This window comes from Fulvivirga sedimenti (assembly GCF_020328055.1).
The window spans coordinates 965086-984112 of the sequence record NZ_JAIXNE010000002.1 but is presented as its reverse complement, the minus strand read 5'-3'; the positions used below and the strand labels follow the sequence as shown (position 1 = coordinate 984112).

Annotated in this window: 15 protein-coding genes; 12 read left to right on the top strand and 3 right to left on the bottom strand. The window is 45.5% G+C overall.

From position 1 onward, the window contains the following. The first annotated feature begins 53 nt into the window (after positions 1 to 53). From LDX50_RS30770 to LDX50_RS10700, 4 genes are all read left to right on the top strand, one after another. Positions 54 to 185, top strand: coding sequence for a hypothetical protein (locus tag LDX50_RS30770; protein WP_255647363.1), 132 nt, complete (start codon positions 54 to 56; stop codon positions 183 to 185). Between the two features lie 140 nt (positions 186 to 325). Then, positions 326 to 1003 (top strand): succinate dehydrogenase cytochrome b subunit, encoded by a 678-nt coding sequence (locus tag LDX50_RS10710; RefSeq protein ID WP_225698444.1) that lies wholly within the window; start codon positions 326 to 328, stop codon positions 1001 to 1003. Between the two features lie 26 nt (positions 1004 to 1029). Continuing rightward, complete coding sequence (locus LDX50_RS10705) at positions 1030 to 2964, top strand: fumarate reductase/succinate dehydrogenase flavoprotein subunit (RefSeq protein WP_225698443.1); 1935 nt, start codon at positions 1030 to 1032, stop codon at positions 2962 to 2964. 25 nt (positions 2965 to 2989) lie between these two features. Continuing rightward, on the top strand, positions 2990 to 3739 hold the full coding sequence (locus tag LDX50_RS10700; protein ID WP_225698442.1) for a succinate dehydrogenase/fumarate reductase iron-sulfur subunit: 750 nt from the start codon (positions 2990 to 2992) through the stop codon (positions 3737 to 3739). 67 nt (positions 3740 to 3806) lie between these two features. On the opposite strand, the gene LDX50_RS10695 is transcribed toward LDX50_RS10700, so the two are convergent. Then, positions 3807 to 4391, bottom strand: a complete 585-nt coding sequence (locus tag LDX50_RS10695) for a TroA family protein (RefSeq protein WP_225698441.1) — start codon at positions 4389 to 4391, stop codon at positions 3807 to 3809. 86 nt (positions 4392 to 4477) lie between these two features. On the opposite strand from LDX50_RS10695, the gene LDX50_RS10690 reads away from it, so the two are divergent. The 3 genes from LDX50_RS10690 to LDX50_RS10680 are packed head-to-tail and all read left to right on the top strand — an operon-like array spanning position 4478 to position 11381. Continuing rightward, entirely contained in the window at positions 4478 to 5629 is a 1152-nt protein-coding gene (locus tag LDX50_RS10690; RefSeq protein ID WP_225698440.1) for a THUMP domain-containing class I SAM-dependent RNA methyltransferase, read from the top strand. Between the two features lie 29 nt (positions 5630 to 5658). Then, complete coding sequence (locus LDX50_RS10685) at positions 5659 to 7953, top strand: patatin-like phospholipase family protein (RefSeq protein WP_225698439.1); 2295 nt, start codon at positions 5659 to 5661, stop codon at positions 7951 to 7953. 59 nt (positions 7954 to 8012) lie between these two features. Next, the gene (locus tag LDX50_RS10680) at positions 8013 to 11381 is read left to right on the top strand and encodes a methylmalonyl-CoA mutase family protein (RefSeq protein WP_225698438.1); all 3369 of its coding nucleotides are present in this window, start codon (positions 8013 to 8015) and stop codon (positions 11379 to 11381) included. On the opposite strand, the gene LDX50_RS10675 is transcribed toward LDX50_RS10680, so the two are convergent. Beyond that, the gene (locus tag LDX50_RS10675) at positions 11382 to 11903 is read right to left on the bottom strand and encodes a YfiT family bacillithiol transferase (protein ID WP_225698437.1); all 522 of its coding nucleotides are present in this window, start codon (positions 11901 to 11903) and stop codon (positions 11382 to 11384) included. It abuts the gene before it with no gap. 92 nt (positions 11904 to 11995) lie between these two features. On the opposite strand from LDX50_RS10675, the gene LDX50_RS10670 reads away from it, so the two are divergent. The 5 genes from LDX50_RS10670 (at position 11996) to LDX50_RS10650 (ending at position 17173) form a co-directional block, all read left to right on the top strand. Beyond that, complete coding sequence (locus LDX50_RS10670; protein ID WP_225698436.1) at positions 11996 to 13012, top strand: LIC11966 family surface protein; 1017 nt, start codon at positions 11996 to 11998, stop codon at positions 13010 to 13012. 74 nt (positions 13013 to 13086) lie between these two features. Then, on the top strand, positions 13087 to 13635 hold the full coding sequence (pyrR, locus tag LDX50_RS10665) for a bifunctional pyr operon transcriptional regulator/uracil phosphoribosyltransferase PyrR (protein ID WP_225698435.1): 549 nt from the start codon (positions 13087 to 13089) through the stop codon (positions 13633 to 13635). A 1-nt stretch (position 13636) separates the two neighbouring features. Further along, a complete protein-coding gene (locus tag LDX50_RS10660; RefSeq protein ID WP_225698434.1) occupies positions 13637 to 14563 on the top strand; it encodes an aspartate carbamoyltransferase catalytic subunit in 927 nt (308 codons plus the stop codon). A gap of 60 nt (positions 14564 to 14623) precedes the next feature. Next, complete coding sequence (locus LDX50_RS10655) at positions 14624 to 15994, top strand: cystathionine beta-synthase (RefSeq protein ID WP_225698433.1); 1371 nt, start codon at positions 14624 to 14626, stop codon at positions 15992 to 15994. Between the two features lie 174 nt (positions 15995 to 16168). Next, positions 16169 to 17173, top strand: a complete 1005-nt coding sequence (locus LDX50_RS10650; RefSeq protein WP_225698432.1) for an HAD family hydrolase — start codon at positions 16169 to 16171, stop codon at positions 17171 to 17173. Between the two features lie 3 nt (positions 17174 to 17176). Here LDX50_RS10650 and LDX50_RS10645 read toward each other — a convergent pair whose 3' ends face one another. Continuing rightward, entirely contained in the window at positions 17177 to 18976 is a 1800-nt protein-coding gene (locus LDX50_RS10645) for a serine hydrolase (RefSeq protein ID WP_225698431.1), read from the bottom strand. Between the last annotated feature and the right edge of the window lie 51 nt (positions 18977 to 19027).

Genomic DNA, 19027 nt, shown 5'->3' with positions numbered 1-19027 from the left:
TATTTATCTCTTTGGTATTGATTTTGGCATAGGAATGTCAACATCGGAAGTGGATGAATAAATTTTTTTACGATATGATCACAAATCTAAAACGCGAAGGACTGTTGCTGCCCGCAGTGCTGTTCACTTCTGCAGTTATCGTACTTTTTTATGAATTAGTCAGCTTTATTCTTGTGAACATTTAGCGCTGAAATTGTTTTTAAGGCAGGGAAAAAGGGATTATAATTTAGAATGTCTCAAAATAGTTAGACATATTGGAAGATAGACATGCCGGGAGTAACTTTGGTGCGTCTGGAAATTCATTAAAAACCCTGAAATTGATTATATGAGTTGGTTGACAAATGCCTTGTCGAGTACCCTGGGCCGCAAATTACTGATGGCGGCGACAGGATTGTTTCTTATTACATTTCTGGTGGTCCATCTTGCCGGAAATCTGCAGCTACTTTCAGATGACGGAGGAGAGTCATTCAATGTATATGCGAAGTTTATGACCACGAACACGTTCATTAAAACGACTTCGTATCTGCTGTATGCGACCTTTCTTATCCACATTATTTGGGCGATTTTGCTGTCGGTAAATAACCGTAGTGCACGTCCTGTAGGTTACAAGGTTTCCGCCGCTTCAACGAACAGCACATGGAGTTCACGTAACATGGGCTTCCTGGGAACCATCGTTTTTATCTTCCTGGTGATTCACCTCGCAAATTTCTGGTGGAAAATGAAGTTTGGCGAGATGCCAATGGTTGAATATGATGGCGCAGAATATAAGGATCTCTATACTGTGGTAAGCACTGCATTTGGTGAACTTTGGCTGGTGATCCTTTACGTGGTTGCCATGATCGGCCTCATGTTCCATTTGTTTCATGGGTTTCAGAGTGCGTTTCAAACCCTCGGACTTAACCATCCCAAATACAACCCGGCCATTAAGATCATAGGATCGATCATTGCTATTGTTATACCGGCATTATTTGCAAGTATTCCGATCCTGATGTACCTGAACTAAGTGAGCATTTAAAAATTATCGAATAGATGAATTTAGATTCAAAAATACCTGAAGGCCCGTTAGCGGAGAAATGGGAAAAGCATAAATTTAATATCAAGCTCGTTAACCCGGCGAATAAGCGGAAATACGACATTATTGTTGTTGGTACCGGGCTGGCAGGAGCTTCTGCCGCGGCATCGTTTGGTGAACTTGGCTACAACGTAAAGGCGTTCTGTTTCCAGGACAGCCCGCGACGCGCGCACAGTATTGCCGCCCAGGGAGGGATTAATGCGGCGAAGAATTATCAGAATGACGGGGATAGCGTCTTCAGACTTTTTTACGATACGATTAAGGGCGGTGATTACCGTTCGAGAGAAGCCAATGTGTTCAGGCTGGCTGAGGTAAGTGTGAACATTATTGACCAATGTGTTGCCCAGGGCGTTCCCTTTGCACGTGAATATGGTGGATTGCTGTCAAACCGCTCATTTGGTGGGGCACAGGTCTCCAGAACATTTTATGCTCGCGGGCAAACCGGGCAGCAGCTGTTGCTGGGCGCATACAGTGCATTGAGCCGGCAGGTTGCGAATGGTAAAGTTCAGTTGTTCCCTCGTCATGAGATGTTGGATGTGGTGGTGGTTGATGGAAAAGCACGGGGAATTGTTACCCGGAATCTAATCACCGGAAAGATAGATTCGCACAGTGCACATGCTGTGGTACTGGCTACCGGCGGTTATGGCAACGTTTTTTACCTGTCTACCAATGCAATGGGATCCAATGCCACTGCCGCGTGGCGGGCACACAAACGTGGTGCATTGTTTGCTAACCCTTGCTTCACCCAGATTCACCCTACCTGTATTCCTGTTTCCGGAGATCACCAGTCAAAGCTTACGCTGATGTCTGAATCCCTGCGAAATGACGGTCGGGTTTGGGTACCAAAAACCGTGGAAGATGCTGAAAAGATCCGTAATGGCAGCCTCAAACCTACCGATCTTCCTGAGGAAAAACGTGACTATTACCTGGAAAGAAAATATCCTTCATTCGGAAATCTTGTTCCCAGGGATGTTGCCTCAAGAAATGCCAAGTATGTATGTGATGAAGGCAGAGGCGTGAATAAATCCGGACTGGCAGTATATCTTGATTTCGCTGATGCGATTAAACGTGATGGCAGAGATGTGATCGCCAGCAAGTATGGAAACCTCTTCGATATGTATGAGCAGATTACAGGGGATAATCCATATGAAACACCTATGAAGATTTTCCCTGCGGTTCATTATACGATGGGCGGACTATGGGTTGACTATAATTTGCAGACCACCATACCTGGCCTCTACGCGATCGGTGAAGCTAATTTCTCCGATCATGGTGCAAACAGGCTCGGGGCAAGTGCCCTTATGCAGGGACTTGCTGATGGTTATTTCGTTATACCTTACACTATCGGTGATTACCTGGCGCAAACTCCATATGAGAAGGTACCGGCAGACCATGATGCATTCAAGGAGGTTGAGAAGGAAGTTTCAGATCGAATCGGCAAACTCCTTTCGATCAATGGCACGAAGACGGTAGACCAGTTTCATAAGGAACTTGGAAATATCATGTGGGAGTATTGCGGGATGTCGCGAACAGCAGAAGGACTAAAGAAGGCTAAAGCAGAGATACAGCAATTGAAGGAAGAGTTCTGGAATAATGTAAAAGTTGTTGGTGGCAACGAAGAGCTCAATCAATCACTGGAGAAGGCGAACCGGGTTGCGGATTTTATCGAGCTTGGAGAGCTCATGATCGACGATGCACTGGACAGAGATGAATCATGCGGTGGTCACTTCAGGGAAGAATCGCAAACTGAAGAAGGGGAGGCGAAGCGGAAAGATGACGAATACAGTTATGTGGCTGCGTGGGAATATGCTGGTCCGCAAAAACCGGAAATTCTTCGAAAGGAGCAGCTCGTATTCGAAAATGTTAAATTGACACAACGTAGTTATAAGTAATCCTTAAGGATAGAAATATTTAAGTATGAAGATTACATTAAAAGTTTGGAGACAGAAAAACGCCAGTGATAAAGGCGGATTTGTAACCTATAATCTGGACGATGTATCGCCGGATATGTCTTTTCTGGAAATGTTTGATGTCCTGAACGAAGACCTGGTAAAAAAAGGAGAAGATCCTGTCCATTTCGATCATGATTGCCGTGAAGGTATTTGTGGAATGTGCAGTATGTATATCAATGGTAAACCTCACGGACCAAAACAGACCACAACCTGCCAGCTACATATGCGAAGCTTTAGTGACGGGGATACTATCACAGTAGAACCATGGCGCGCAAAGGCATTTCCGGTTGTGAAGGATCTTGTTGTGGACCGTGGTTCTTTCGATAGAATTATTCAGGCGGGGGGATATGTTTCGGTGAATACAGGAGGCGTACCCGATGCTAATGAAATACCTATTCCAAAGGCAATTGCGGATGAGGCATTTGATGCAGCAACCTGTATCGGTTGCGGGGCTTGTGTAGCTGCATGTAAGAATGCATCTGCTATGCTGTTCACCTCGGCTAAAATTTCCCAGCTGGCAATGCTTCCACAGGGACAGGTAGAGCGAAAATCACGTGCAGAGAAGATGATTGCACAGATGGATGCTGAAGGGTTTGGTGCATGTACCAATACTGGCGCTTGTTCTGCTGAGTGCCCTAAAGGTATCAAGCTTGAGAATATTGCCCGGATGAACCGTGAGTATTTTTCCGCTAAAGTTTCATCGGAAAATATCTGATTCATCAAATAAGGACATAAAAAAAGCGCTGTGGGAACAGCGCTTTTTTTATTTCTTCAGAAAGGATTTATACGCCTCCCTGTTCAATTAATCCCCAGGCAATCAGACCCACACCAACGATAATGGCTACGGCACCCAGACCACCAGAAGCAAGGATAGCGATAACAATACCGGCTGCGGCGATCACAATACCAATGAAAACTTTTTTATTCATTGCCTGTGAAGAATCGGTATCCTTTACACTCTTAATTTCTTTGATCTCGCGCACGAGCTGTTTCTTCACCTCTTTGTGTGCACGTTTTTCTTCCTTGCGGATTTCTTTCTTGAGTTCCTTCTGATCAAGTTCTGAAGATTTCAGGTTGGCAACATTTTCCTTATGTTCCTCAACGATCTTTTTTATGGACGGAATTTCTGCGAGTTGCGCTACAACACTTTTATTGGTGCTGGCAACCATGGTTTCTTCGGGTTTGATTTCAGACACATTTTCTTCTTTAATGGTCTTCTGATCATCCGTTTTTACCACCTGCTTTTCATCCTTATAGAACTCCCTGGAGTTATTGAAACTGGCTGTGTATTTCGGAGCACATGAAGAAAATACAATTCCTCCGAACAGCAGGACGAGCGAGCTTATTTTAGTAACTTTTTTAAACATAGTATTTAATTTTAATTAGGTTGGGTAATGAAATTTTAATTTACGGATTAAATTTTAAATCAAAACTCAACCATAACGAAAAAATTGTGCAAAATAAACTCAGGCAGCGCATAATTATTCAGTGTTTTCCATATCTCACTGAATACCTCGAAAAGGAAGTATCTCATCTTGGCTTCCAGATAGAGCGCGTTGAACGCACCGCTGTGTGGTTGCAGGGCAATCTCGAAGATACGATGAGATTGAATCTCAACCTTCGTACCGCTAACCGTGTACTCTTGCTGATCGATGAATTTCAGGCAGCCGGGCCCGATATACTTTACAGGGAACTATTGCGTGTTCCCTGGGAGAAAATCATCCCAAAAGACGGCTATTTAAGTATACATGGCTATGTGAAGAACGACTTCATACGTGATAACAGGTTCGCATTCATGAAGATGAAGGATGCGATTGTCGACCGTATGAACGAAAAGAACGGGGTTAGGCCTGATTCCGGTCCGGATATGTCAGGAACAGTCATTTATTTACACTGGGTGGGACCCACCGTTGCTGTGTATTTGGACACTTCCGGAGAAACGATCGCAAAGCATGGATACCGTAAAATTCCAGGCAAAGCCCCGATGATGGAGTCGCTGGCAGCCGCCGTGGTGATGTCGACCGGCTGGGACACGCGCTCTGCCTTTATCAATCCCATGTGCGGTAGTGGAACAATCGCCATCGAGGCGGCCCTTATGGCGCGAAATATTGCCCCGGGAAGTTTCCGTTCAAACTTTGGGTTCATGCATTGCAACGCGTATCGGCAGGAAGTTTGGGATAAGGTTAGGTCCGACGTCAGCGGCGGTGAAAAAACCGCACCCGTTATTATTGCTTCGGATCATGACCAGCAGGCTGTCCGGGATGCGCAAATGAATGCCCGTGCGGCGGGTGTTGAGGAGATGATCACTTTTGAGCATTGTAATTTTACCGAAACTTCCATTCCCGAAGGAGAGGGGATTATAATCCTTAATCCGGAATATGGCGAACGATTGGGAGTAACCAATGCATTGGAAAAGGTATATAAGGATATAGGTGATTTCTTTAAATCGAGGGGTAAAGGTAAAAAAGGGTATGTTTTTACAGGAAATCCCGATCTCGCCAAAAAAGTTGGCCTGCGTACGAGTAGCAGAACACCTTTTCTGAATGCACGCATTGAATGTCGTTTACTTGAGTATGAACTATATGCGGGATCCAGAAAAAAATGATACATTAAACAAAGTATGGTCGCATTTCTATGAAACAGATCAAGATTCTAGCAGAGCTTCTCTGGTATTCGCTGCCTGTTCAGTTGTTGCTGAACCACTTCAAGCGAAACCAGATGTTGTTGCTGTGGTGGGTGTTTCTGTTTGCGATTATATCCGGAAATTTCGGCAACTATCTCGGGGTCCCCTACCTGTTTCTTGATCCGGTTTACCTTGATGATGTAGGGTTTTTTAGTTTCCTGGCTATGGGAGCTGTTTTTGCCGGTTTGTCCATGATCTTTCACATAACCTCGTACATCCTCGACGGACCGCGGTTTTCATTCATCGGTACGGTTAGTCAGCCGTTCTTCACCTTTTCTGTAAACAACAGTCTCATACCCCTTTCCTTCATGATTGCTTATATGGTTCTGGTTGTGCAGTATCAGATCACCAATGAATTTACCGAAGGATCAACGCTTCTGATTTACATCCTGGGGATCATTACTGGCTTCAGTCTTATGACCATAGCGTTTTATGTCTACATCCGGTTCACCAACAAGGATATTTTCAGATATGTAGTGTGCAAGGTGGATGAAAAACTGAAGGAGAATATTACTGTTACAAGGGCGAGCGCTATGAAAAAATTGCAGCTTGCACGGAAGCGGCAGTTGCGTGTAGATACATTCATTGACAGGAATTTTGATTTCCGAAAGGTGCCGAACAATGAAGGGTTCTATGATAAGGCTACTATTCTCCAGGTTTTTGATCAGAATCACCTGAATCTGGTAACCGTAGAGTTGGTCTTGTTTCTTATCCTCCTGTTTATCGGGGTCTTTAATGACTACCCGGTATTTCAGATTCCTGCCGCGGCCAGTACGGTAATTCTTATTACCATTTTTGTCATGTTTACCGGCGCATTTTCATACTGGTTCGGAAGCTGGGCAGGTACCGCAGCATTAGTGCTTTTGTTCGTGGTTAATTTCATGGTTCAGCAGAATGTGCTTGAAAAGACGTATAAGGCATATGGCCTGAACTATTCAGTTGAGGAAAAACCGGTTTATTCCGATAAACAAATCCGGAGTATGACTAAGCCGGCAATGTTCAGAAAGGACAGTCTTGAAACGGTTGAAATACTGAACAACTGGAGGGCGAAATTTAATCGTCCCCCAAAAATGATCTTTGTTTGCGTCAGTGGCGGGGGCCAGCGGGCTGCTCTTTGGTCTTATAACGTACTCGATGAAATTGATCATCAGACCAGCGGAAAATTTATGGAGCAGACGATGCTGATCACGGGTGCTTCGGGCGGACTTATTGGCGCTGCATATTTTCGTGAGTTGATCTATCAGCAAAAGATTGGTCAGTTGGAGAACAGGGATGATCCCATGTTTCGTGAACAGCTCGGAAGGGATAACCTCAATGCAGTTATTTTTAGTTTTTTAATGAATGATCTCTTTTCGGGGTGGCGAAAATTTGAGTACGGAGGATACAGATATGCCCGAGACCGGGGTTTTTCCTTTGAGGAACAGCTTAATAAAAATACCGGAAAGCTTTTTGATAAATCGCTCCACGCCTTCAAAGAACCTGAGCAGCAGGCCCTGATTCCAATGATGATTCTGGCGCCGACGATCGTGAATGACGGACGAAAGCTTTACATTTCCCCACAACATATTTCCTATATGGTGAATCCGGTGACGAATAATTATCCGGAAGAAAAAGTTACAGGAATTGAATTCCAGCGGTTTTTTGAAAGCGTGGGGGGTGAAGATCTGCGGTTTTTAAGTGCTCTGCGGATGAATGCCACTTTCCCCTATATCACACCGAACGTAACGTTGCCAAGTGAACCTGCGCTTGAAATTATGGATGCCGGCGTCAATGATAATTTTGGGATTTCGGATGCAGTCCGGTTCATGTTTGTATTCAGGGAGTGGATTGCCCGAAATACCAGTGGAGTGCTGCTTATTTCGATTCGTGATTCCGACAAAAACCCTGAAGTGCTGCCGCGTAATTCTCTTTCACTTTTCGATCGGATCACATTGCCCATCAGTACGATTTACCAGAATTTTGAAAGTATGCAGGATATCACCAATGATACCCAGGTTGAATATGCCAATAGCTGGATGAAGGTGCCTTTCGACCGAATTGATATTCAGTATATTCCGGATGAGTTATCAAAGGAAAACCTTTCCGTTGCAGATAGTCTCAGGATGGAAAATGCCCAACGGGCTTCGTTATCGTGGCGGCTTACCCAGCGTGAAAAGGAGAGCTTGCTGCGAAACCTTCAGACAGAAAAAAACAGAAACGCTTTTCTCCAAATAAGATCAATTGTTCAGGAAGGGCAGGCTAACTAATGATTGTTAGTAAAATCAGGTGATAATCTGTAATTTTGGCGCAATTTTAGAGATACCTGATGAAAGATACCAAACCATACAAGCCTAAAAATAAAATTCGAATTGTCACTGCAGCCAGTTTGTTCGACGGGCATGATGCAGCGATCAATATTATGCGCCGGATCATCCAGGCCACAGGTTGCGAGGTGATACACCTGGGGCACGACAGAAGTGTTGAGGAGGTTGTAAATACAGCCATTCAGGAGGATGCCCAGGCCATCGCTATGACATCCTATCAGGGCGGGCATATGGAATATTTTAAATATATGCACGACCTTCTGAAAGAAAGGGGGGCTGGTCATATTAAGATCTTCGGCGGCGGCGGTGGCGTGATACTTCCGGATGAAATTGCCGAGTTGCATGCCTATGGTATTACACGTATCTATTCACCCGATGACGGGCGGTCACTGGGGCTTCAGGGTATGATCAACGACCTGGTGCAGCAGAGTGATTTTCCTACGGGTATGAATCTGAATGGTGAAGTCTCTCATTTGAAGGAGAAAGATGTACAGGCAATCGCGCATCTGATCTCGGCGGCGGAAAATTTCCCTGAAAAAGCTGAGCCGGAGCTTAAAGAAGTACATCAGATCGCCAGCAAGGTAAAAGTGCCTGTGTTGGGAATCACCGGTACCGGCGGGGCGGGAAAATCTTCGCTTGTTGATGAGCTGGTGAGGCGATTCCTGCTGGATTTTGAAGATAAGAAATTAGCGATCGTTTCAGTGGACCCCTCAAAACGTAAGACAGGAGGCGCGTTGCTTGGCGACCGTATTCGAATGAATGCAATAAATAATGAACGGGTATACATGCGTTCCCTGGCCACACGTCAGTCTAACCTCGCCCTGTCCAGGCATGTGAATGAGGCGATCCAGGTGCTTAAGGCGGCGGCATTTGATCTGATCATCCTGGAAACTTCAGGTATCGGTCAATCGGATACGGAAATCACGGATCATTCAGATGTCTCCCTTTATGTGATGACCCCGGAATATGGTGCGGCAACACAGCTTGAGAAGATCGACATGCTGGATTTTGCAGATGTTATTGCCATCAATAAATTCGATAAGCGAGGTGCACTGGATGCGTTGCGGGATGTGAAGAAACAGTACAAGCGCAATCATAACCTGTGGGATGCTAACGATGAGGATCTCCCCGTTTATGGCACTATTGCCTCCCAGTTTAATGACCCCGGAATGAATCAGCTTTATATGAAGCTGATGGATGTTATTTCAGAAAGGACCGAAGCACCGTTGAAATCCAATTTTGAGCGAAGCGGTGAGATGTCTGAAAAAATATGGGTCATTCCACCGAAACGAACCCGATACCTTAGTGAAATCGCCGAGAGCAATCGTTCCTATGACGAATGGGTTGAGCATCAGTCTGCACTGGCGCAAAAACTTTACGGACTGCATGTATCCATTAAGTTGCTGGAAGAAAATGACGGTGATCCGGAATTGCTGAAATCCCTGCGCGGGACCTATGATAAGTTTGCGTTGGATTTCGATAAACGCAATGATCAGCTCCTGAAAGAGTTTCCGGGTAAAGTGAAGAAATATAAGGATGATGTGTACACTTTCCAGGTGCGGGATAGGGAGATTTCGATTAAAACGCATTCAGAATCTTTGTCCCATCTTCAAATACCGAAGGTGGCGCTGCCGAGATATGAAGCCTGGGGCGACCTGTTAAAATGGTTATTGCAGGAAAATGTCCCGGGGGAATTTCCATATACGGCTGGTATCTATCCCTTCAAACGCGAAGGTGAAGATCCTACGCGCATGTTCGCTGGTGAAGGCGGACCGGAACGAACCAACCGGAGATTTCATTATGTAAGTCTGGATATGCCGGCAAAGCGGCTTTCCACTGCGTTTGATTCGGTAACGCTGTACGGTAACGATCCTGATTACCGTCCGGATATCTATGGGAAAATCGGGAATTCAGGCGTATCCATATGCTGTCTAGATGATGCCAAGAAGTTGTATTCAGGCTTCAACCTTGCTGATCCCGGCACTTCGGTTTCGATGACCATCAATGGTCCGGCCCCGATGCTGTTGGCATATTTCATGAATGCAGCCATTGATCAGCAATGTGAACTCTACATTCAGGAGAATGGTTTGGAAGAGGAAGTTGAAGCGAAGATTAAGGCCATTTATAAGGGCAAGGAGAGACCTGCCTACCAGGGGGATCTTCCTGAAGGAAATGATGGTCTCGGACTCATGCTCCTTGGCGTAACCGGGGATCAGGTTTTACCCGCTGATATATATGAGAAGATCAAAAAAGAGACGCTTAGTGCTGTGCGGGGGACTGTTCAGGCGGATATTCTTAAAGAGGATCAGGCGCAAAACACGTGCATTTTCTCCACAGAGTTTGCGTTGCGCCTGATGGGCGATGTGCAGGAATATTTTATTGAAAATAATGTTCGAAATTTCTACAGTGTATCCATATCGGGCTATCACATTGCCGAGGCAGGTGCAAATCCGATCACGCAGCTGGCCTTCACGCTTGCCAATGGGTTTACATATGTTGAGTACTACCTCAGCAGAGGAATGGATATTAATAAATTCGCCCCGAATCTTTCATTTTTCTTTTCCAACGGGATCGACCCGGAATACGCTGTAATCGGCCGGGTAGCACGTAGGATATGGGCGAAGGCTATGAGGGATAAATATGGCGCGAACGCGCGATCGCAGATGCTGAAATATCATATTCAGACTTCAGGCCGGTCCCTTCATGCCCAGGAAATTGATTTTAATGATATTCGAACTACCCTCCAGGCTTTATATGCCATCTATGATAATTGTAATTCCCTTCATACCAATGCGTATGATGAGGCGATTACCACCCCTACAGAGGAGTCAGTGCGCAGGGCAATGGCCATTCAGCTGATTATAAATAAGGAGCTGGGCCTGGCGAAGAATGAAAATCCACTGCAGGGGTCATTTGTTATTGAAGAACTTACCGATCTGGTAGAAGAAGCTGTACTGCTCGAGTTCGACAGAATTACCGAACGCGGTGGAGTATTAGGAGCCATGGAAACCATGTATCAGCGCAGCAAGATCCAGGAAGAAAGTCTGTATTATGAAACACTGAAGCACAACGGGGATTATCCCATCATTGGTGTAAATACTTTCTTAAGCTCGAAGGGTTCGCCAACTATTATTCCAGGCGAAGTGATCCGTGCGACAAGGGAGGAAAAGGAGTACCAGATTTCCATGCTCAGAAACTTGCACGATCATCATCGGGATAATATCGGAAAGGCACTGAAACATGTTCAGGAATCAGCCATTCAGAATAAAAATATTTTTTCTGAATTAATGGAAGCCGCAAAAATCTGTTCGTTGGGCCAGATCACGCATTCTCTGTTCGAGGTGGGCGGCCAGTATCGACGGAATATGTAATCAGGAATTTTGATTGATGGCAAGTTGCAGGTGAGCCAGATGGTGCCTGCAATGCCAGCTGTATTGTGCCGTGGCTTCATCCAGCGTAAAGATGCTGTGCGCGTGTTCCGGATGAATATACGTACGTGAGAACTCTGCTTCGGTCATATTTTCAAGCAGTGCAGTCCATCGTTTATGGAGCCCTTCCAGAAGGCGGACAGACCACCAGATATCTACTTTCTGTGTATCGTATAGTTCTGCCCATGCTGATTGTCGGTATGGAAGAATAGTTGGCTGATCTTCGGTAAGAGCAAGTTTGAATCGTATTACTGCATTCATATGACTATCGGCGCAATGATGAATGAGCTGCTGGATTGTCCACCCACCGGGACGATAGGTATAATGCAATCCTTCGGGCTGCAGTGGCTCTATCAGGTTTTTGATTTGCTCGGGAAAATTACGGATATCTTCAATGCGTTCAGCTCTGGGACGGTTGGTTTCCCTGATACTGAACGGTCCGATCGGGAATTTTAATGGATCCATGGTGGAAATATTCGTGGCTGTAAATATGGGGCAAAAACATGATCGACGGATCACGCTTTTAAATCGTCATCTAAAATGGTAATTTCACACGAATGCTGCGAATTTTAGTCCTTTTATTTTTCATTTCGGCTGCTGCACTCGGACAGGACGGACAGCCTCTTGCATACCTGGAGGAGATCAATGACGCCTATGAGCCCGTGTTAAAACAGCAGTGGGAATTTGCCCGTGCTCTTGCGCAGGGACAGCCTGCAGATCTTATTGACAAGCAGAGAACATCACTCCTGGGGGAAATCCGTGAAGCACGAAATGAGATTCGCAGGATGCCACCGCATCGGGGAAATTCTGCACTACGTGATTCGGTTGTGAGATTCCTTGATATAAGCTATGATGTGGTCCGCGAGGATTATGCCCGGATTGTTGATATGGAACGTATTTCCAGGGATAGTTATGACAAGATGGAAACCTACCTTCGTGCACAGGAAGAGGCGTACGTCCGAATGAGTGCCGCTGCTCGGGCAATGAAGAAGTCGGAGGAGGAATTCGCCAAAAAGTTCGGGATCCGGCTTGTTAATTCTGATGACAAGTTTGCACAGAAGTTGAAGGAGTTAAACGATACCTTTGGTTATTACAACCGTATATATCTCACCTTTTTCAATGCCTATCAGCAGGAACTTCAGATGTTCAGGGCTGTTGAAAAGCAAGAGGCAGATGCCATCAATGCTGAACGAAGAACGCTTGAAGCCATGGCCCAAACTGGGCTTGAAAGTCTCGAGCGGGCAGGCGCATACAAGGGTGACAGAACACTTAAGTCGGCCGCTGCAGAAAACCTGCGATTTTACCAGGACGAGGCAAGTGTAAGGCTTCAGCCGATGGTAGATTATTACCTTTCCCTGAAGGAACTGAAAACCCTCAAAGGAAAACTGGATTCCGAATCATCCGCTGATCAGCGCAAAATTCTTACAGATCGTTATAATGAGCTTGTGAGGGGCATAAATGATTCGGCCAGAAACCTGGATGAGCTTAGTGAACAACTCAACGACGAACGCGCGATGCACCTGGATAAGTGGAACAGGGTGTCTGAATCATTCCTTAGAAAATTTATTGAGTAGGAGAATTCAACATCTTCCTGATAGGCAATTTTTCCACTGATATCTATTTGAACTTTTCCTATATTTGTCCAGCCATGCAGCGCAAACTAATATTAGATAGCCCGCTTCTGGATATAACCATCAACCGGTTATGTCAGCAACTGATTGAAAATCACGGTAATTTTAATGATTCGGTCATTTTGGGTCTTCAGCCTCGCGGAGTTTATCTGGCTGAGTTGGTGCATCATACGCTTGAAAAGGAAACAAATAACAAAATCCCCCTCGGGTATCTCGACACAACGTTTCACAGGGATGATTTTCGCAGGAGAGATACCCCGGCGAAAGCAAATGCAACCAGGGTTTCCTTCATCATCGAGGATAAAAATGTGGTACTAATCGATGATGTCCTTTTTACAGGTCGCTCGGTGAGGGCAGCCCTTGATGCCATGATTGCCTTCGGCCGGCCGCGAAAAGTCGAGTTGCTCGTTTTAATAAATCGTAAATATACCCGTGAACTTCCTATTGAGGCAGACTATATCGGGCGGAGCGTGAATACCATGGAATCACAACGTGTTCTGGTGGAATGGAAGACACAAGGTCATAAAACAAACAAAATCTGGTTGATCAATAAGGAATTGAAATAAAATGTCGCAACTGAGTCAGAAGCATTTACTGGGAATCAAGGATATCACAAAAGCGGATATGGATTTGATTTTCCAGACGGCAAAAAGTTTCAAGGAAGTCATCAACCGGCCCATCAAGAAAGTTCCATCACTCAGAGACATTACAATCGCCAATGTCTTTTTCGAAAACAGCACCCGTACCCGGCTTTCTTTTGAACTTGCTGAAAAACGATTGTCGGCGGATGTAATAAACTTCTCATCTTCCAGCAGTTCGGTGAAAAAGGGAGAGACACTCCTGGACACAGTGAACAACATTCTGGCAATGAAGGTGGATATGGTGGTCATGCGCCACAGTAGTCCGGGCGCACCTCATTTTCTGGCCAAGCATATCGACGCTAATATTGTAAATGCCGGAGATGGCACACATGAACATCCTACCCAGGCACTCCTCGATACATTCTCGATCCTGGAAAAATACGGAACCCTCGATAATCTCAAAGTAGCGATCATTGGAGACATTCTTCATTCACGAGTGGCGATATCAAATATTTTTGCTCTAAAAAAGATGGGGGCTCAGGTAATGGTATGCGGACCGAATACGCTGCTTCCCAAATATATTGCAGAACTGGGGGTTCGCGTTGAACTTGATGTGAAAAAGGCCCTGCAATGGTGTGATGTGGCCAATGTCCTGCGCATTCAGTTGGAGCGTCAGCAAATTAAATATTTCCCTTCACTGAGGGAGTATAGCCTGTATTACGGTATTAATAAGAGACTTCTGAGTGAAATTGATCATCAAATTACCATCATGCACCCAGGACCAATCAATCGGGGAGTCGAACTAAACAGCGATGTGGCCGATTCGGATCATAGCATAATTCTTGAACAGGTTGAAAACGGAGTGGCGGTACGAATGGCCGTTCTCTATTTACTCGCAGGCAAACAGGGATAAAGCGAATCCCTGAAATGCACGTATTTCTTGCTACTTTTGTTAATGAAATAAATACCTTCCATGTACTACAATTCAATCATCGAAACCATTGGTAACACTCCAATTGTCAGGCTCAATAATGTGAACCGGGGGATCAGGGGTACCATTCTTGTGAAAGTTGAATATTTTAACCCGGGAAATTCCATGAAAGACCGGATGGCGTTAAAAATGATCGAAGACGCTGAAAAAGACGGCCGGTTGAAGCCGGGAGGAACCATCATTGAAGGTACTTCCGGAAATACGGGAATGGGTCTTGCGCTAACGGCCATTGCCAAGGGTTACAAGTGTATTTTTACTCTTGCCGATAAACAATCACAGGAGAAAATAGACATTCTTCGTGCCGTAGGTGCAGAGGTAATCGTCTGCCCGACAAACGTGGCGTCAGATGATCCTAGGTCCTATTATTCAGTTGCAAGGAAGTTGAACCAGGATATCCCCAACTCTTTCTATCCGAACCAGTACGATAATCTTTCAAATACCCTTGCACACTACGAAACCACAGGTCCTGAGATCTGGCAGCAAACCGAAGGTAAAATCACGCATTATGCCGCAGGGGTTGGAACGGGAGGATCCATGTGTGGAACGGCGAAGTATCTGAAGGAGCAAAATCCGGATGTGGTATCTGTGGGGATCGATACCTATGGTTCGGTATTCAAGAAATATAAGGAAACAGGAGTATTCGATGAGAATGAAATCTATCCCTACCTTACCGAAGGGATCGGCGAAGATATATTACCCAAGAATGTTGATTTTGATCTGATCGATCACTTCATAAAGGTGACGGATAAGGACGGCGCCATAATGACGCGGAGACTGGCCCGCGAGGAGGGATTATTTGTTGGCTGGTCCTGCGGATCTGCTGTGCACGGTGCATTGGAATATGCGCGGGAACATTTGTCAGACGATGACATGATGGTCATTATTTTACCTGATCATGGAACACGTTACCTGGGTAAGATCTACAACGACAACTGGATGAAGGATCATGGGTTTTATGAAGCCCGGGATTTTGCCACTGCCAAGGATATCATTACCGGAAAGAATGGACGGGACCAGTTATTTACCGTTTCCAGGGAAACGCGAGTGGGCGATGTGATCAGAATGTTAAATTCCAACGGTATAGACCAGGTGCCGGTGGTGGATGGAGATCATTTTGTCGGGAGTATAACCACAGGGAAAATTCTGGAAACACTTGTTGAAAGACCTGAATGCAAGGATGAACCGGTTGATAATATCATGGATGATCCGATGCCATTCGTGGCGATGGATAATACCCTGGATGTGTTGTCATCGATGATGAATAAAAATACGAAGGCAGTGCTCGTGCGGGATAATAATGATGAGGTTCATATTGTTACCCAACATGATTTGCTGGCTGCCATTACCTCATAATCTGGCATGGTCATTGCTAAATTAATGCTGGTTGATAACATGTTTAAGTAAGTTTTGGGAGAGCCCCGGTCGCATGACCGGGGTTTTTTTGTTCGGATTTAGAATTTACAACAACCCTTGTGTGTTGAACGACTTAATAATCCGTAATTTTCTAATTCGAAAAATGCGAGTGTCATGTTGAGAATTCTGTTTCCATATATTTTTATTTTACTCTTGGTTTCAGGTTGTGGTGAAAATTCAGCCACGACAATAGAAACTGTAGATCCGTTGCCTTCCTGGCAGGGTGACTCCAGGGATGCCTTAATTGAATTTGTAGAGTCGGTGACGAATGAAGGCGGGGCGAATTATGTGCCGCCCGCAGACCGTATTGCGACCTTCGATAATGATGGCACACTGTGGGCAGAGCAACCGGTATATTTTCAGCTTATTTTCGCTTTCGACCGCGTAAAACAATTGGCAGACCAGCATCCTGAATGGCAGGGTGATTCGTTGATGTCTGCCGCCATTCGCGGAGACGTCAAGACGGTTTCCGGATTTGGAATGGGAGGATTACTAAAGATTGTTGCTGCGTCGCATGCAGGAATGACCACAACAGAATTTGAAGGAATTGTGACCGAATGGATAGAGACAGCCCGACATCCGGTTTCGGGCAGAAAATATACCGAGATGGTTTATCAGCCAATGCTGGAATTGCTGGCCTATCTTAGAGCCAATGATTTTAAGACATTCATCGTTTCCGGTGGGGGTATAGAGTTCATGCGCCCCTGGGCCGAGGCCGTTTATGGTATACCGCCTGAACAGGTTATGGGAAGCAGTATCAAGGTGGAATGGGAAGAATCCGGGGATAGCTTTGTTCTAAGGCGGCTTCCTGAACTGAATTTCATTGACGATAAGGAAGGTAAGCCGGTCGGGATTCATTATTTCATTGGAAAAAGACCGTTGGCCGCCTTCGGAAATTCAGATGGAGATCTTCAAATGCTTCAGTGGACCGACGGCCGTGAAGGTCCTTCATTCCAGATGTATATACATCACACCGATGCGGAAAGGGAATGGGCATATGATCGCGATTCACACATCGGCGGATTAGATAAGGGTCTCGACATTGCAGCTGAAAAAGGTTGGGTTGTGGTCGATATGAAAAATGACTGGAAAACCATTTATCCCCCTGCTTCAGAGTAATTTCTATTCCTTTCGTTTCGCGGCAAATACGCCATTGGGCTGTGTAAATACAGCTTCTGTTATTTTGCCGGAGTCATTGGCGGTAAACTTCACCTTGAACCCGTCCAGTCCTTTGATCGCAAAGGAATCATCACCCGTGGGAATCAGTGTATATTCCGGCTGGTTTGGAACAATGAGGTGTAATTCATCATCTTTCGTAAAGAACCTGGCGACCATACCGCCCAATTCATATTCCCCTGTATATTTTTGAAGTTCTCCCTCGGTGATATCAACGGCTTCGATGGCGCGTTTGAACAGGATAGGGTCCAGTGTAGGTTCGATGTTTAACGTAAATCCCGAAATATCCCCGCTTGCATCTGTTTGATAAACTACGCGAAGCAGACTGGAAGTGGTATCAACGCCATACTTATTTATAAAGTGTGGTTCGAATACATCGTAATGATAATGCTCCAGCCAGAGTGAGGCATCATTAGAGTTGGCAAAGAGTGAATCATTCCTAAAGGTCACCCTGATTTTTCCTGCTGCAGGATTCTCAAAACTCCCGGTATAATCTGTTATGGGATGAGAAAGTTGCGTATTTTCCTTACGATTAGAACTGGTGGATTTCACTGTTTCCTGTTGGGCAGCTATTTGCTCATCACGCTGTTTCTTCAGTCGGTCGCTCCAGTTAATCTTATTCAAACCCAGCATTCGGTCTGCAACCAGGTTTCGTACGATACCGGGAATGGGCGATCCATTTTGATTGGTAAGTACGACAATCCCTAAACTGTCGGAAGGAAAGAATGACGTGCTGGCTGAAAAGCCATCTATGTTGCCGCCATGCTCTACACGGTAATGGCCCCGGTACGATGAAAGGAACCAGCCATACCCATAATTGGCCAGAAAGGCATCCGGAAGCTCTGCCGAAGGTAATCCGGCCGTAACGACCATTTGGGAACTCATCGCCTCCTGTGCATAATCGGCCGGGATGATTTCTTTACCGTTGAATTTGCCACCGTTGATCCAGACTTTCAGCCATGCTGTCATTTCATTCACGCTGCTGTTAATGCTTCCTGCGGGTGCCATCCCCCGGATTTCATAATAATCCATGGAGCGAATGACTTCATCATTTTTCAATTCATATCCGGTAGCATAATCTGCACGGCTGGTCATTTCCTTAATATCCACTGCCGCAGTATTCATCCCGAGCGGTTTGAAAAATCGTTCACGGATGTTATCCTCCCATGACTTTCCTGTGACTTCTTCTGCAATTACCCCCTGGGCAAGGAACATAAAGTTATTGTATTGCCATTGTTCCCGTACACCGAATGTTGGCTCCTGAAACTCAATTCGGGCCATGAGGCTGTCCCGGTTGTCAGTCGGAAAGAAATACCAGGAATAGTCATGCCGTGGAAGTCCGGTGCGGTGACACATCAGATCCCGAATTGTGATCTGGTCATTCATTTCATTATTGTAGAATTTAAGTCCGTCGATATACTTTCCAGGAGGGTCATCGAACGTTAGCTCCGTTTCACTGCGAAGAATGCCTAACAGTGCCGAAGTAAATGATTTACTGCAGGATCCGATCGCAAAGAGGGTGTTCGCCGTAACAGGGAGTCCCTTCTCTATATCCCGTTGGCCGAATCCGTTGGAATAGATTACCTCATTCCCTTCCACAACCGCGACGGCAAAACCCGGGGCCTTCCAGTTCCCGAGCAATTCATTGAGTTCTTTTTCAATGCCTTTTAAGCGTTTGTCGGTTGCCTGAGTAAAAGCGATTGACGGGATTAAAAACAGCAGTAACAGTAGTCGGACAGATTTCATTTTTTAGCAGTTGGATATGCCTATAAGGTACTAAAAAAGTATAAATGCCCC